Raw genomic sequence first — 14820 nt, 5'->3', positions numbered from 1 at the left:
TCATATTACCGTCCAAATTGCTCTGTACGCCCCGAGACTTACCGCTAGAAAAACAGGTTCATCGTGACGCTTGCTTCAAAGACCCGCCGTGTCCTTCTTGCCGCCGTGAGCGCATCGACACTCTTCGCTTTCCACGTGCAGGCACAGGACAGTTTTGGCCGCCTGCCGCCGGATGCTGTGCTCGTGACACCGCAGGGCGAGATTCTCGATTATGTTCCGGAATCGGGCGAAGTGCAGACGATGCGCGACCGCAACGGCCGCACCGTTCTGGTCGATAACTGGGGCAATGTTGTCGCCACCGTCATGCGCAATGGCCGGTCCGGCAACGCCGTCAACCGGCGCCAGGCCAATGTCGATGTCTACTCCAACCAGGGCTTTGACAACGAGGCCTACGATTCCGATCGCGGCTACGGTTTTTCAGAGCCCGGCGACGTAACAGGTTCCATTCCGGATTTCCGCGAAGTCACGCCGCAGGGTGTGGAGCGGGGGGAACTGCCCAACACCCTGTCCGCACCGGCAGACGAAAACGACATGGCAGCCCTGCCTGCCGAGGACGAGACCAACCCGCAGCGCCAGTCGACGCTGCCGCGGGCCATGGCGGTCACGAAGAAATCCAGCGCCGAGATTACAGCGCTGCAGGTCTTCCTCGACCGCGAAGGCTTTTCACCCGGTGTCATCGACGGCAAGATGGGCTCGAACGTCACCAAGGCGATCGAGGCCTGGCAGCAGGCGAAAGGCGAAACGCTCGATCCGAACAACACGGACGATATTCTCGAGCGCCTGCGCCTGAACGGCGGCCTGCCGATCACCAGCTACACGATCACGGCGGCAGACGCTGCCGGCCCTTATGTCGCCTCGATCCCGGAAGACTACGCGCACAAGGCCGTTTTGCCGCATCTGTCCTTCACCTCGACCACGGAAATGCTGGGCGAGAAGTTCCACATGGACGAAGCCTATCTGCGCGAACTCAATCCCGGCGTCGATTTCACCGTGCCCGGTTCGACCATCAAGGTGATCAATCCCGGCGAGACCAAAAAGGGCAAGGTCGCCCGCATCGTCGCCGACAAGGCGCGCAAGCAGGTCCTTGCCTATGACGACGCCGGGTCGCTGATTGCCGCCTATCCGGCCACCATCGGTTCGTCCGACACGCCGTCGCCGTCCGGTACGGTGCAGGTTGACCGCATCGCCTTTGATCCGGGTTACACCTACAATCCGAAGATCAACTTCAAGCAGGGCGAAAACGACAAGGTCCTGACGCTGCAGCCGGGGCCGAACGGCCCTGTCGGCACGATGTGGATCGCCCTGTCGAAACCGACCTACGGCATTCATGGCACACCGGAACCGTCAAAGATCGGCAAGACCCAGAGCCATGGCTGCGTGCGCCTGACCAACTGGGATGCCAACGAACTGGGCAAGATGGTCAGCGTCGGAACCGTCGTCGAATTCCTCGACTGACGCGCCTGGGGCGGTCGTTCAGGTGCGTCATCGGCTGCAGGCTTTTCGCCTGTGACCGGCGTCTGCGCTGATCATGACGTCATCAGCTATTGTCATTAAAATTCTTTGCGGCGATGGTCTATCTGTCTCGAACAGCAAGACCGACAGCACAAGGAATGCCACGCATGGCCGCGGAACGTCCCCTTCCCAATCTCTGGCACGCAACCGCCCCGTCTGCCCCTGAGACACGTCCGCTGGCCTCGGACATTACTGTTGATGTCGCAGTTGTTGGTGGCGGATTTACCGGCCTATCGGCAGCGCTGCATCTGGCGGAAACCGGCAGGACGGTCGCCGTCGCGGAAGCCAGAACGATCGGCTTTGGCGGCTCCGGCCGCAATGTCGGCCTGGTCAATGCCGGCATGTGGGTCAAGCCCGACGATCTCATCGCAACCCTCGGCAGGGAGGCCGGAGACAGGCTCCTGACCGAACTCGGCAATGGCCCTGCCCTCGTGTTTAGCCTGATCGAAAAACATGCCATCGCCTGCGAGGCCGTGCGCAACGGCACGCTGCATATGGCCATCGGCGAGGATGGCCTGAAGGACATCAGCGCGCGCGCGGCCCAGTGGAAGAAACGCGGCGCACCGGTCGAGCTTCTCGCTTCAGCACAAGCCAGCACGCTCTCCGGCGCCGAAGGCTTTTCCGGCGCCCTGATCGATCGCCGCGCCGGCACGATCCAGCCGCTTGCCTATGCCCGCGGGCTGGCGCGCGCCGCAATCGCTGCCGGTGCACAGATCTACACGGAAACGCCGCTCGTGGCGGCCGAACGCAAAGGCGACCTCTGGACGTTAACCGTGGGAGGCGGCACGATCACCGCCCGCCACGTCATTCTGGCGACCAACGCCTATGGCAGCCTTGTCGCGCAGACGCCGTGGAAGGAACACACCCGCGAATTGACAATCCTGCCCTATTTCCAGTTTGCCACCCACCCGCTGTCCGACAACATCGCCAAGACGATCCTTCCGGAACGCCAGGGATGCTGGGATACGGGCATGGTGATGACCTCATTCCGGATGGACCAGCAGAACCGGCTGATCTTCGGCAGCATCGGACGCCTCGATGCCATGGCGGAGGGTACCCACAGGGCCTTTGCCAAGCGGTCGCTCAAAAAGCTCTTTCCCTATGTCGGCGACGTCCAGTTCGAATACTGGTGGGATGGCCAGATCGGCATGACCACGAACAACCTGCCGAAAATGCACGAACTGGCGCCCAACGTCGTTTCAGTCAGCGGCTATAACGGCCGCGGCATCGCGCCCGGCACGGTCTTCGGACGGGCGCTTGCCCAGCATGTCAGCGGGCAAGCGACGGCCCTGCCGCTGGCCGCCTCGTCGTTGACGCCGGACCCCTGGCGCAGCCTCAAGTCCGCCTTCTACCATGTCGGAGCGCAGGCGAAGCATTTCATCGACCACCGGTTCTGACAGGAGCGGCGTCAGAGCTGTTCTCTGATAATCGCCGCCGCGATCAAGCGGCGCGACGCATCGAACCGACCCTGCGCAGCGGCACAAGACGACGGACTTCATCGGCAAAGACGCGTGCGTTGTCACAGGCCTTTTCGAGATTGCTGATCCGGCTTGCGTCCATCGTCTGCAACGTCCCGCCACAGTCGAAAATATCACGGAACGCCGAGCGCTCGATGATCGGCGTGTCCAGCACCGCCACCCGACGCAAGGCGAGCAGTTCCTTGACGACCTGCAGCGCCCGCGTCGTGACCAGCGAGTTGACCCGGGTGAGCACGACGGAATGCGGAATGCGGATGCCAGCCTGTTTTTCGAGCAGGCCCAGAAGCTCCAGAACCTGCGCACCGCCCCGCGCATCCATCGCACAGCCCTGGATCGGGATGAGCACATGATCGGAGAGCCCGATGGCCGTTGCCATGAGCGTGTTGCGTGCGCCGGCCAGATCGACGATGAAATAGTCGGTATTGCCGCTGTTTTCGCGAATATGGCCCTGGATCGAGGCCATGGTGACGTGGGAGATCACCTCGACATTGCGGATCGGACCGGAAGTTTCCTTCCAGTGCGAAATCCAGTGCTGCGGATCGGCATCCAGAATGGTGACGCGCGCGCCATGGCGCGCCAGCTCGGTCGCGAGAATAAGAGCGGCCGTCGTCTTGCCTGCGCCGCCCTTGGTGTTTGCTAGTGTGATGACTGGCATCGTTGTCCCTGTCTGTATTCCTGCCCGAGCCCCGGCATGGCTCCCGTAAAGCGCAAAACCCATCGCGCTCCGGTTAACCAAAACTTACAGAACATGGTTAACAAAGGTTAAATACAGACACCCCTAACATTAACTATATTAGGCGTTCATGATGTACGAATGGCGATCAGACGGAGACGCCGATGTCAGTTTTCGTTGACATAGATCACAGCAAATTCATCGGCATAGGCCTGCCGCCAGCCCGGCAGTTGCCGGAAGGTCGGAATACGGTCGTCCGCCGGCGGCAGCAGCGCCCAGCGGATATCGTATTTCCCGATCTGTGCCTGCAGCAGTGACTTTCCGGCGGCTGTGTCCATCTCGAACGTGGATTTCATGAAGCCACCGAGGAACAGTTGATCGGTGCGACCGTCGATATAGGTCTGGATGCCGTGGAAAATCAGCGACCCGCCGAAGTCATAGGCATTGAAGACCTTACCGGTCAGCCCCTCCTGACGGGCAAAGGCAAGCGCACCGGTGGCCCCTGTCTTTTCGCTGGGCGAGACCCCGGAATAGGCGACAAACAGAGTGCCGACAGCCAGCCAGCCGGCAATCAGCGCGGCGCTGATCGGTTTTGCATGGGCGGCGATGAGCGTTTCGAGCCCGTCCCGCGGCACTGCCATCCACCGTCGGCTGGACAAGGCGGGAAACTGCGTCGCGACATCGACAGCCACGACGATCGGCACGAGAAGCAGCCACAGATACTGGAAACGGCTGTAGGACAGGAACAGATGCAGCGTGAAGAGGAAGAAGGCCACATAGGTCCAGCGCATCCGGAAGCCCGAAAGCAGGATCGCTGCGATGCCAATCAGAAGGGCCGCCTCCCCGCCGTGATCGGATCTTGCATTGAAGGGTCGCCACTCGGAGATGAGTGCCACAGCCTCATTGCCGGATGCCACCGTGAAGGTCGCAAGGATCGCCTTGAAACCATAGGGATTGATCATCGTTATGAGAACACTGAGCAGACCGAACAGCACCCATCTGGCAATCAGCGCCCGCTGTTTGAACCCGACGCGCGAAAGGCAGTCGAGCCCCGCAAAGGCAGCAATCACGAAGCCGAACGTGAACGTCGCGTGCAGATTTGCCCACAGCATGATCAATCCGAGCGCCCAGAACGGCGGTGCCCGGTGTTCGCGCGCCGCCTGAAAAAGCAGGACGGTCCACAGGACGATGATGGGAAAGCTGAAGATCAGTGGCCGCGCGTTGTAGACCGGAGCAATGGCGATTGTAATCGCCAGCGTGACCGCAACGGCAAGGATCGGTTTCAGCGACGCACTGAGGTTCCAGGCGAGGAAAAACATCGTCGCCGTCACGGCCGTGATCGTCATGAAGGCGACGCCGCTCCAGCCGAGGTTCGTGTATCCGGCTGCAAGGATCACCTGCGCCAGCCATTCCTTGGCAATCCAGGGCTGGCCGGAAAAGGTGTAGGAATAGGTATCCACGGTCGGCATGGTTCGCGAGGCGGTGAGATCGAGACCGACCTTGACCTGCCACCAGTTGTCCGGATCCTGAAGCAATGCCTTGGCATAGAGGCAAAGGAACAGGGTGACAAAAAAGCCTGCCGCCAGACAGAAAACCAGCCGGATACGCTGCGCCTCCTGCTCCCCCGGTCGCCCGCTCGCCGGTGTTTGCGCTGCCGCATCATCCTGAAGATCTACAGTCGTACCGGTCACAGCCATGGCGCTTTCACTTCAGGTTTTTCCGGGCATTGCGTGTTTCAACCGGGCGGAAGACGACATACGCCGAGGCCAGATAGAAAAGCACCGAATAGACGATAATTCCGAGCAGATGAACGAGGGGATTGGCCGTCACGCCAAATGAAAGGGCGACAAGCACGATGAGCAGATTAGCGCTGTAGGAGACGGCAAAACACAGGCCGTAGCGGACAGCGACGCCGGCACCGCCGCGCCGCGCATCCGAAAACGTCCAGCGGCTGTTGAGGACAAATCCCAGAACCAGGCCCGCAGCGTAACCTGCAGCGTTCGACGGGAGATCGCCATAACCAAGCGCAAGACAGGCGAGGATGACTGAGTATCCGAGCGCAGTGTTCAGGACGCCGACGGCCGCGAAACGCAGCAGCCGGCCGATCTCAAGGGCCCGGTTTGACAGCATGGACAAAATACTGCGCTCCCATCGGCAGGCGGGCGAGGTAGCGCTCGAGCGGCCTCAGCCTCGCCAGAAAATGCGGAAAGAAGATCCGGTAGACGGTTTTCGTCCGGGTCAGGCCAGCCTGCGCCATGCGCCGCTGCATCTGCGGGGCGTTGATGAGCACGGCATTTTCGTCGAACGTGCAATTGCGCACCGCATGCTGTGTCAGCGGGTTCCACGGATTGTGCTCGAACAGGAAGAAGCTTCCGCCCGGCTTCAGGACGCGGCCGATCTCGCCGAGCAGCCCGACATGCATTTCTTCGGGAATATGGTGGAACACGCAGGCCGTGAAAATCAGGTCGAACTGGCCATCCTCGAAGGGGATGGTCTGGCCATCGAACGCCTGAAAGCTGGCCTGGCCCGGGAACCGCGCCTGCGCAATATCCAGCGATTGCGCCGACGGATCGAGAAGCACGATGTCGCTTTCGGGAAAGGCAGCCCGCATCGGGCCGAGCGAATTGCCGACGCCGGCCCCGAAATCCAGAATGCGCCGGGGCTTTTCGCCACGGCGCGCCATCCGTGCGGCGATATCGGCGATCTTGTATTCGGCGAAGAACTGCGGCGCCTCTCCGCTCAGCCGGATGCTGGCGGCATGGGCCTGCTCGTATTCGCCGGCGAACTTGTCGAATTCCGCCTCAAGCACGGTTCCGCTCCTCCAGCAAGGCCTGAAGGTCATGCACAGGCGATGCCTTCGTCTCTGCCGCCCGGTCAAAACGGACGATCTCGTTGACGACATAGAGCGGCCGGCGCTTGGTCTCCATGTACATCCGGCCGAGATATTCACCGAATATGCCCAGCATCAGCAATTGCACGCTGCCCAGGACCAGCACGATAGCGGCAATACTGGTCCAGCCCGGCAGCACATCGCCGCTCAGCCAGGAAAACAGCGTATAGCCCAGCGTCAGCAGGCCGATGAAACCGAAGAGCAGGCCGAGATGCGAGGCCAGCCGCAAGGGCACGATGGAAAAGCTGGTCATGGCGTCGATCGCCAGAAGCAACATCTTGCGCAGCGGGTAATGGGTCGTCCCGGCAAACCGCGCCTGCCGCTGATAATGAAAGGCCGTCTGCTTCAGGCCGATCCAGTTGACCATGCCGCGAATGAACCGGTAGTGCTCCGGCATGGCGTTGAGGTGCTGGAGCGTGCGGCGGTTCATGAGGCGGAAATCGCCGGTGTCGGCAGCGAGATCGATGTCGACCATCTTGCGCATCAGTCGATAAAACAGGGCGGCCGTCGCCTTCTTGAACCAGCTCTCACCTTCGCGCTTCAGCCGCTGGCCGTAGACGACATCAAAGCCCTCGTCCATGCGCGCCATCATGGGTCCGAGCAGTTCCGGCGGATCCTGGAGATCGGCGTCGAGAACCAGAATGCGTTCGCCGCGACAGAACTCAAGACCGGCGGTCAGGGCAATCTGGTGTCCAAAATTGCGGGAGAGATCGATGACGACAATCCGGCCATCCGTCTGGGCAAGGCTGAACGCAGCCTCGCGGGTGCCGTCCGTCGCCCCGTCGATCACCAGAACGATTTCAAACTCGTCGCCCACCTGCGCCTCGCAGGCAGCGGTGACGCGTCGATACATCTCGGCCATGCCGTCGCGTTCGTTGTAACAGGGAATGACGACCGACAGAGCCACAGTTCCCGTCGCAAGTTCCGGCTTTTTCGACACCGCCACACTCCCTTTTCAGAAGGGATGTACGCGATATTGATTAAAAACCGGTATCGGGGAAGGCCGTTTCCCGGCGGCTCTTTGCAAAGCCGCCGGGCTATACCGTCACAAGGCGTGCTAGATGCAGTCCCTGAACAGGCTCTTGGCAGCGTCGAGCGTCAGTTCGACCGGATTGCCGCCAGCCGTCGGATCGACGATGGCCATCGCCGCCATTTCATCAATGCGGTCGGTGCCGACGCCAAGCGCCGACAGCCTGTCGGGAACACCGAGGTCCGCGCGCAACTGCAACACATAGTCATAAAAGCCGTTGAAGCCGCCGGATATCCCAAGATAGGCAGCAGCCATGCCGATCTTGCCCTCGATGGCCGGCCGATTGAAGCGTAGCACCGGCGGCATGACAACAGCATTGGTCATGCCGTGATGGGTGTTGTAGATGGCTCCAACAGGATGCGACAGCGAATGGATGGCGCCGAGCCCCTTCTGGAAGGCGACAGCCCCCATCGCGGCCGCCGACATCATGTGGGCTCGCGCCTCGATGTCAGTTCCGTCCTTGTAAGCGCGCGGCAGGTAGTCCTTGACGAGACGCAGGCCTTCGAGCGCAATGCCGGCCGACATCGGATGATAGAACGGCGAGCAATAGGCTTCCAGGCAATGGGCGAACGCATCCATGCCTGTCCCGGCCGTAATGACCTTCGGCATGCCAACCGTCAGCTCCGGATCGCAGATGGTGATCGCCGGCAGGAACTTCGGATGGAAGATGACCTTCTTGGTATGCGTCTCCGAATTGGTGATGACCGAGGCGCGACCGACTTCCGATCCGGTGCCGGCTGTCGTCGGTACGGCAATGATCGGCGCGATGCCGTCGACGCTGGCACGGGTCCACCAGTCGCCGACATCCTCGAAATCCCAGACCGGGCGGCTCTGTCCGGCCATGAAGGCGACGCACTTGCCGAGATCGAGGCCGGAACCACCGCCGAATGCGATGACGCCATCATGGCCGCCGGACTTGAATGCCTTGACGCCGGCGTCGAGATTGACGTCGGTCGGGTTTGAATCGACATCGGCGAACAGCGCGCGGCCAAGACCAGCAGCATCGAGAATAGCGAGCGCATTCTGCGTGATCGGCATCGGGGCCAGACCACGGTCGGTGATCAAAAGCGGGTTCTTGATACCGAGCGCCTTGCAGTGATCCGCGAGTTCCTTGATGCGCCCTGCCCCGAACTTGATGGATGTCGGGTAGCTCCAGTTGGCTGTGATGGTCATCGGTCAGGCTTTCTTCAGGTGATAGGATTTCGGGCGGGTCAGGTTCTGGAAACCGATGACCGACAGCGATCCGCCACGGCCGGTTTCCTTGACGCCGGTCCAGCAGAGTGCCGGATCGAGATAATCGGCGCGGTTCATGAAAACAGTACCGGTTTCAAGGTCCTGGCCTATCCGGGCTGCGCGCTCTGCATCCTTGGTCCAGAGCGACGTCGTCAAACCGTATTTGCAGTCGTTCATGAGGCCAAGCGCTTCGGCGTCGGACTTCACCTTCATGATGCCGACGACCGGCCCGAAACTCTCTTCGGTCATCACCTTCATCGAGTGATCGACATCGACCAGAACCTGTGGTGCAAGATAGGCGCCGCCGTCATCAGCCGGAAACAGTTTCGGGTCGACAAGCGCTTTTGCGCCCTTGGCAATGGCTTCCGCCGTCTGAGCACGGACCTCCGCGGCAAACCGCTTGTGGGCCATCGGCCCGAGCGTGGTTTCCTGCTCGAGGGGATTGCCGAGCGTATAGGCGGAGGCAAAGGCGACGGCTTTCTCGACGAAATCGTCATAGAGGTTTTCGTTGACGTAGATGCGTTCGATACCGCAGCAGCACTGCCCCGAATTGAACATCGCACCGTCCATCAGCGTCTCGACGGCCGCATCGAGATCCGCATCCTCCATCACGTAACCCGGATCCTTGCCGCCCAGCTCGAGGCCAAGGCCGGTGAACGTTCCCGCAGCGGCGCGCTCGATCGATCGGCCGCCCTCGACGGAGCCGGTGAAGTTGATGAAATCGAAGCTTTTGGCGGCGATCAGCGACGAGGTCGTTGCGTGATCAAGGAAGATATTCTGGAACACGTCTTCCGGCACACCGGCCTCGACAAAGGCCCGCACCATGCGCTCGCCGACAAGGATCGTCTGGCTGGCATGTTTGATGATCACGGTGTTGCCCGCCATCAGAGCCGGCGCGACAGTGTTGATCGCCGTCATATAGGGGTAGTTCCACGGCGCGATGACAAACACGACGCCGTGTGCGACCCGCTCGATCCGGCGCTCGAAGCTGGCGCTGTCCTCGACGACGATCGGCGCCAGCGCATCGGCAGCAATGGTCGCGACATAGTTGGAGCGTTCGTTGAAGCCGCGGAATTCACCGCCATAGCGGATCGGCCGGCCCATCTGCCAGGCGAGTTCCGGCACGACCTCGTCGACCATTTCGTTGAGCCGTGCGACACCGGATAGCACCAGCTTGACGCGGTCCTCGACCGGGCGTTTTGCCCAGTCCTTCTGCGCGGCGCGGGCGCGGGCAACGACCGCCGATGCGGCGGTCGCCTCCATCGCCGGACGTTCCGCATAAACCGATCCATCGATCGGGGAAATGCACTGGATCATGGTCATGATCATCTTCCTGTCTTGTCGTCCTAGAGAATGATTTTGCCACGGAAAGACCCTGGCCTGTCCGTGGCTGATAGGGCGCGACTGCACCCGAAATGTGGCGTCAGGCCCGTTCGAACCCGCGCGCCACCTCCCAATCCGTGATTTTGCGGTCGTATTCCTCCTGCTCCCAATCGGCAGCGCGGGTGTAATGCTCGATCACGTCCTCGCCGAACGCATCGAGCAGCATCTTCGAACCGTTCAGTGCGGCAGCCGCATCGCGCAGCGTGCGCGGGATTTCGCGGATGTTCTTGCCGGCATAGGCGTCGCCGACAAACGGTGCCTCGAGCTCCATCTTGCCTTCGATGCCGGCAATGCCGGCCGCGATCAGGGCCGCCATCGCCAGGTAGGGGTTAAGGTCGGATCCACCGACGCGGCATTCGATGCGGATGCCCTTCGACCCTTCGCCGCAGAGACGGTAGCCGGCCGTGCGGTTGTCCTTCGACCAGATCGCCTTGGTCGGCGCAAACGTGCCGGCGACAAAGCGCTTGTAGGAGTTGATATAGGGCGCGAGGAAATAGGTGATCTCGCCGGCATGGGCGAGAAGCCCGGCCACATAGTGCCGCATCAGCTCCGACATGCCATACTGGCCGTCCTTGTCGAAGAATTTCGGCGTCTTGCCGTCAGCGCTCCACAGCGACTGGTGAATGTGCGACGACGAGCCGGCCGCCTGCTGGTTCCACTTGGCGAGGAAGGTGATGGCCTTGCCCTTCGACCAGGCGATTTCCTTGCAACCGTTCTTGATGATGACATGGCGGTCGGCCATGGTCAGCGCGTCGGCATAACGCACATTCACCTCTTCCTGACCGGCCCAGGCTTCGCCCTTGGTGTTTTCCACGGGAATGCCGGCGCCCTGCAGACCATTGCGAATGGCCCGCATGACGTCCTCTTCCTTGGTCGTCTGGAAGATGTGGTAGTCCTCATTGTAGCCGCTTGCCAGCCGCAGGTTGCGGTAACCGCTTTCCCGTGCGTCGTCATAGGTCTGGTCAAAGAGGAAAAATTCGAGTTCGGTCGCCATGAAGGCCTTGAGCCCCATGGCCTCGAGCCGGGCAACCTGCTTTTTCAGGATGGCGCGCGGCGAATGCGGCACTTCCTTTTGCGTATGGTGGTCGAGCAGATCGCAAAGAACAAGAGCTGTGCCTTCGAGCCAGGGAATGCGCCGCAGGGTCGAAAGATCCGGCTTCATCGTGTAGTCGCCATAGCCGGTTTCCCAGCTCGTCGACTTGTAGCCCGGCACGGTTTCCATCTCGAGGTCGGTGGCCAGCAGGTAGTTGCAGCTGTGGGTTTCCTCCCAGGCACTGTCAACGAAGAACTGCGCATGGAAACGCTTGCCCAGCAGGCGGCCCTGCATGTCGATCTGGCAGGCCAGGACGGTATCGATGCGGCCCTCGGCAACATCCTTCTTCAGGTCTTCGAATGTGTAATTCATGGTCATGGACTTTATCCTGGCGGTTCAGACCCTTGCCGGGTTTCTCATTCGGAGCGTTCGCTCCGGGCCGTGCGCCCGGAGCAACGTGTTCACAGGCCGTTTCAGCCGTTGGTGTAGGGAGGCCCTGCCTTCTGGAGCACAGCATTGTAGTCTTCGAAGATCTTCACGACCTTGGCTGCAGTTTCGCCCTGTCCGGCGATTTCCTTCCAGAACACCTTTGCAGCGTCTTCCACAGCTTTCCATTCCTCTGCCGGAATGGTCGTCAGTTTCAGCTTCGTACCCTCAGCGCGCAGCTTCGCCTCACCGCCCCAGTACCACTGGTCACGATAATTGTTGCCAGCCTCGATGGCGGTCATCACCAGTTTCTTGAGGTGGTCCGGCAGTTCAGCCCACTTCTTTTCATTGACGAAGAAAGAGCCGATCCACGCGCCGGAAATGTTGTTGGTGAGGAAGTAATCGGTCACATCGGCCCAACCGACCGTGTAGTCCTCGGTAATGCCCGACCAGGCCATGCCATCGAGTTCACCGGTCTGCACGGCAACCTGTGCGTCTTCATAGGGAATTGTCACCGGGACAACACCGAATTGGCCAAGGAAGCGGCCAGCCGTCGGGAAGGTGTAAAGGCGAAGCCCCTGCATATCCGCGAGAGAGTTGATCGGCTTTTTCGTGTTGAAGTGGCAGGGATCCTGGCCCGACGAAGAAAGCCATACGACCCCTCCGACCTTTTCATAGGCTGTCTTCCAGATGTCAGCGAGGCCGTATTGCTTGAAAAGCACCGGTACATCCAGAATCTGCTTGGTGGCGAGCGGGAAGTAGCCGCCGAACACCGCGATTTCCGCTGGCGAGGCCATCGAATCGTCATCGGAGTGAACGGCATCAATCGTACCGCTCTGCAAGGCGCGAAACAGTTCGCCCGTCGGGACGATCTGGTCGGCATAAAAAAGTTCGATTTCGAGTTCGCCCTTCGCGGCGATATTGATCGCATCGATGATGGGCTTGGTGACGTGCTCTCCGAGCGCCGCGCCGGCATAGGTCTGGAAGCGCCACTTGATGGCACTCTGCGCTTTTACGATGCCGGGTGTAGCAAGTGTTGCGGCACCGATCGTCACGGCACCGGCCCTGCCCAGGAATTGGCGTCTGCTTGTCATGGCTTTGTTCCCTCTTTTCCAGTTTTGAAGTGCTCCGAAAAGACCGCTTGTTCCGAAGTCCAGAGTTTATTGTTTGTTTTTGCGGCCTGTTATTCCCGTCTTCCATCACAGGGCCGACCGTGAGGTCGGCCACAGGATCATTTTGCGTAGTAGTAGTCCGGCAGCCACGTGGCGATTTCCGGAAACAGCGCGATGATAAGCAAGCTCGCTGTCATGATGCCGACGAACGGCCAGATCGACCTGTAGATATCCCTGATGCCGATTTCCGGCGGCGCCATCGCCTTCATCAGGAACAGGTTGTAGCCAAAGGGCGGCGTGATGTAGGCGATCTGGCAGGTGATCGTGTAGAGAATGCCGTACCAGACAAGGTCAAAACCGAGTTTCTGCACCAGCGGAATGTAGAGCGGCGCGACGATGACCAGCATGGCGGTATCGTCAAGGAACATGCCCATGACAATGAAGGAGACCTGCATCAGGATCAACACCTGCCATGGTGTCAGACCAAGGTCTCCAAGGAAGAAACGCTCGATCGACTTGACGGCGCCGAGACCGTCGAACACCGCGCCGAAGCAAAGCGAGGCCAGGAGAATCCACATGAACATGCAGGAGATACCGAGCGTCTTTTGCAACACTTCGGTCCAGAGTTTCCTGGTCAGGCGGCCCCGAAGCCAGGCAACGCCCGCAGAGGAAGCAGCGCCAACAGCCGAACTCTCGACGAGACTTGTCGTGCCCGTCAGGAACAGTCCCATCATCACTGCGAAGATGCCGAGTGGCAGGATACCGGCCGAAAGCAGGGCCAGCTTTTCGCCCATCGGCACGTTGCGATCCTCAACCGGCAAGGCAGGACCGAGCGACGGATTGATACGGCAACGGATGTAGATATAGACCGCCATCATCGTTGCCATCAGCATGCCGGGAAAAAGCCCCGCCAGCCAAAGCTCACCAACCGGAACGCGGGCGATCATTCCATAGAGAACCAGCACCACGCTCGGCGGAATGAGAATGCCAAGCGTGCTGCCACCCTGCACCACACCGGTCACCATCGTCTTGTCGTAGCCGCGCCGAAGAAGCTCCGGCAGCGCGATCGTCGCGCCAATAGCCATGCCGGCAACCGAAAGACCGTTCATCGCCGATATGATCACCATGAGACCAATCGTGCCCAGCGCGAGGCCCCCGTTGATCGGGCCCATCCACACATGAAACGCCTTGTAGAGGTCTTCCGCTATGCCGGATTCCGAGAGCATGTAACCCATGAAAATGAACATGGGCAGGGTCAGCATCGGATACCATTTAACAAGCTTCATGGCGGAGGAGAAACCGAGTTCCGAACCGCCGTCTCCCCAAAGCAGATAGGCTGCGACCACACCGACACAGCCGATGACAGCAAAGACACGCTGGCCCGTCAGGAGCAGCACCATCATGGCGGAAAACATTGTTATGGCGATGAATTCATAACTCATGCGATCGGCTTTCCGCGGACTTCGGCCACATCCTTGAAGAGTGCGGAGAAGGACTGAGCCAGCATCATTAGGACGCCGAACGTCATGACGATCTTGATGGGCGCCATGTAGGGTGCCCAGGCCGAAAAGCTCTTTTCGCCGTACCGGATGGCATAGGTTGTGCTGGAGATGCCGCCATACAGCATGAAGCCGAGATAGGTGATCAAGGCGAGGCAGGTGACGAGATCGATCATCGCCCGCCTGCGAAGCGACAAGGAGCCATAGAAAAGATCCATGCGCACATGGTCACCCATCTGCATCGCAAAGGCGCCGCCGAGCATGAAATAGGCCGCCATCGTGAACTGCGCGGATTCGAGCGTCCAGTTTGCCGGCAGGTGGAACGCTTTCGAAACGGATGAGTAGAGCAGGATGCCAAGCATGACAAAAATCAGGTACATGGCAAAAATGCCGACACGCCGGTTGAAGGCATCCACGACGCGGACATAGGTCTTGATGAATTCAGGCATCGACCCGGCCTCCCCTGACCGGGCATACCCAGATGCCGCAAAGCGCCTTTGGCAGCACAAACTGATGCATATGCGTTATCTCTCCCGTGCAGCGCCGAAACC

13 protein-coding genes are annotated in these 14820 nt (G+C 60.5%); 2 read left to right on the top strand and 11 right to left on the bottom strand.

Going from position 1 to position 14820, the window contains the following annotated elements:
- The first annotated feature begins 63 nt into the window (after positions 1 to 63).
- Positions 64 to 1455, top strand: a complete 1392-nt coding sequence (locus tag AX760_RS14815; protein WP_071833696.1) for a L,D-transpeptidase family protein — start codon at positions 64 to 66, stop codon at positions 1453 to 1455.
- Between the two features lie 164 nt (positions 1456 to 1619).
- On the top strand, positions 1620 to 2909 hold the full coding sequence (locus AX760_RS14810) for an NAD(P)/FAD-dependent oxidoreductase (RefSeq protein WP_071833695.1): 1290 nt from the start codon (positions 1620 to 1622) through the stop codon (positions 2907 to 2909).
- A 43-nt stretch (positions 2910 to 2952) separates the two neighbouring features.
- Here the strand turns inward: AX760_RS14810 and AX760_RS14805 are convergent, their stop codons facing one another.
- From AX760_RS14805 to AX760_RS14755, 11 genes are all read right to left on the bottom strand, one after another.
- Positions 2953 to 3645, bottom strand: coding sequence for a ParA family protein (locus AX760_RS14805; protein WP_071833694.1), 693 nt, complete (start codon positions 3643 to 3645; stop codon positions 2953 to 2955).
- Positions 3646 to 3830: 185 nt separating this feature from the next.
- On the bottom strand, positions 3831 to 5360 hold the full coding sequence (locus AX760_RS14800; protein ID WP_071833693.1) for a hypothetical protein: 1530 nt from the start codon (positions 5358 to 5360) through the stop codon (positions 3831 to 3833).
- Positions 5361 to 5367: 7 nt separating this feature from the next.
- Complete coding sequence (locus tag AX760_RS14795) at positions 5368 to 5793, bottom strand: GtrA family protein (protein WP_071833692.1); 426 nt, start codon at positions 5791 to 5793, stop codon at positions 5368 to 5370.
- A complete protein-coding gene (locus AX760_RS14790) occupies positions 5771 to 6472 on the bottom strand; it encodes a class I SAM-dependent methyltransferase (protein ID WP_071833691.1) in 702 nt (233 codons plus the stop codon). Before AX760_RS14790 ends, AX760_RS14795 begins: the two co-directional genes overlap by 23 nt.
- Positions 6465 to 7493 carry a glycosyltransferase family 2 protein gene (locus AX760_RS14785; protein WP_071833702.1) on the bottom strand — a complete coding sequence of 343 codons (1029 nt, stop codon included), beginning with the start codon at positions 7491 to 7493 and terminating at the stop codon, positions 6465 to 6467. The genes AX760_RS14790 and AX760_RS14785 overlap by 8 nt, the downstream gene beginning before the upstream one ends.
- 117 nt (positions 7494 to 7610) lie before the next feature.
- Positions 7611 to 8756: an iron-containing alcohol dehydrogenase gene (locus tag AX760_RS14780; RefSeq protein ID WP_071833690.1), complete on the bottom strand. Its 1146-nt coding sequence runs from the start codon at positions 8754 to 8756 to the stop codon at positions 7611 to 7613.
- A 3-nt stretch (positions 8757 to 8759) separates the two neighbouring features.
- Positions 8760 to 10139 carry an aldehyde dehydrogenase family protein gene (locus tag AX760_RS14775; RefSeq protein ID WP_071833701.1) on the bottom strand — a complete coding sequence of 460 codons (1380 nt, stop codon included), beginning with the start codon at positions 10137 to 10139 and terminating at the stop codon, positions 8760 to 8762.
- A gap of 100 nt (positions 10140 to 10239) precedes the next feature.
- A complete protein-coding gene (locus AX760_RS14770; RefSeq protein WP_087149259.1) occupies positions 10240 to 11604 on the bottom strand; it encodes a glutamine synthetase family protein in 1365 nt (454 codons plus the stop codon).
- A 101-nt stretch (positions 11605 to 11705) separates the two neighbouring features.
- A complete protein-coding gene (locus AX760_RS14765; protein ID WP_071833688.1) occupies positions 11706 to 12752 on the bottom strand; it encodes a TRAP transporter substrate-binding protein in 1047 nt (348 codons plus the stop codon).
- 137 nt (positions 12753 to 12889) lie between these two features.
- Positions 12890 to 14212, bottom strand: a complete 1323-nt coding sequence (locus tag AX760_RS14760) for a TRAP transporter large permease (RefSeq protein ID WP_071833687.1) — start codon at positions 14210 to 14212, stop codon at positions 12890 to 12892.
- On the bottom strand, positions 14209 to 14718 hold the full coding sequence (locus AX760_RS14755) for a TRAP transporter small permease subunit (RefSeq protein ID WP_071833686.1): 510 nt from the start codon (positions 14716 to 14718) through the stop codon (positions 14209 to 14211). Before AX760_RS14755 ends, AX760_RS14760 begins: the two co-directional genes overlap by 4 nt.
- Positions 14719 to 14820 lie beyond the last annotated feature (102 nt).

This window comes from Pararhizobium antarcticum (assembly GCF_001885585.1).
Classification (GTDB): Bacteria; Pseudomonadota; Alphaproteobacteria; order Rhizobiales; family Rhizobiaceae; genus Pararhizobium; species Pararhizobium antarcticum.
This window is presented reverse-complemented; position numbering and strand designations above follow the sequence as displayed.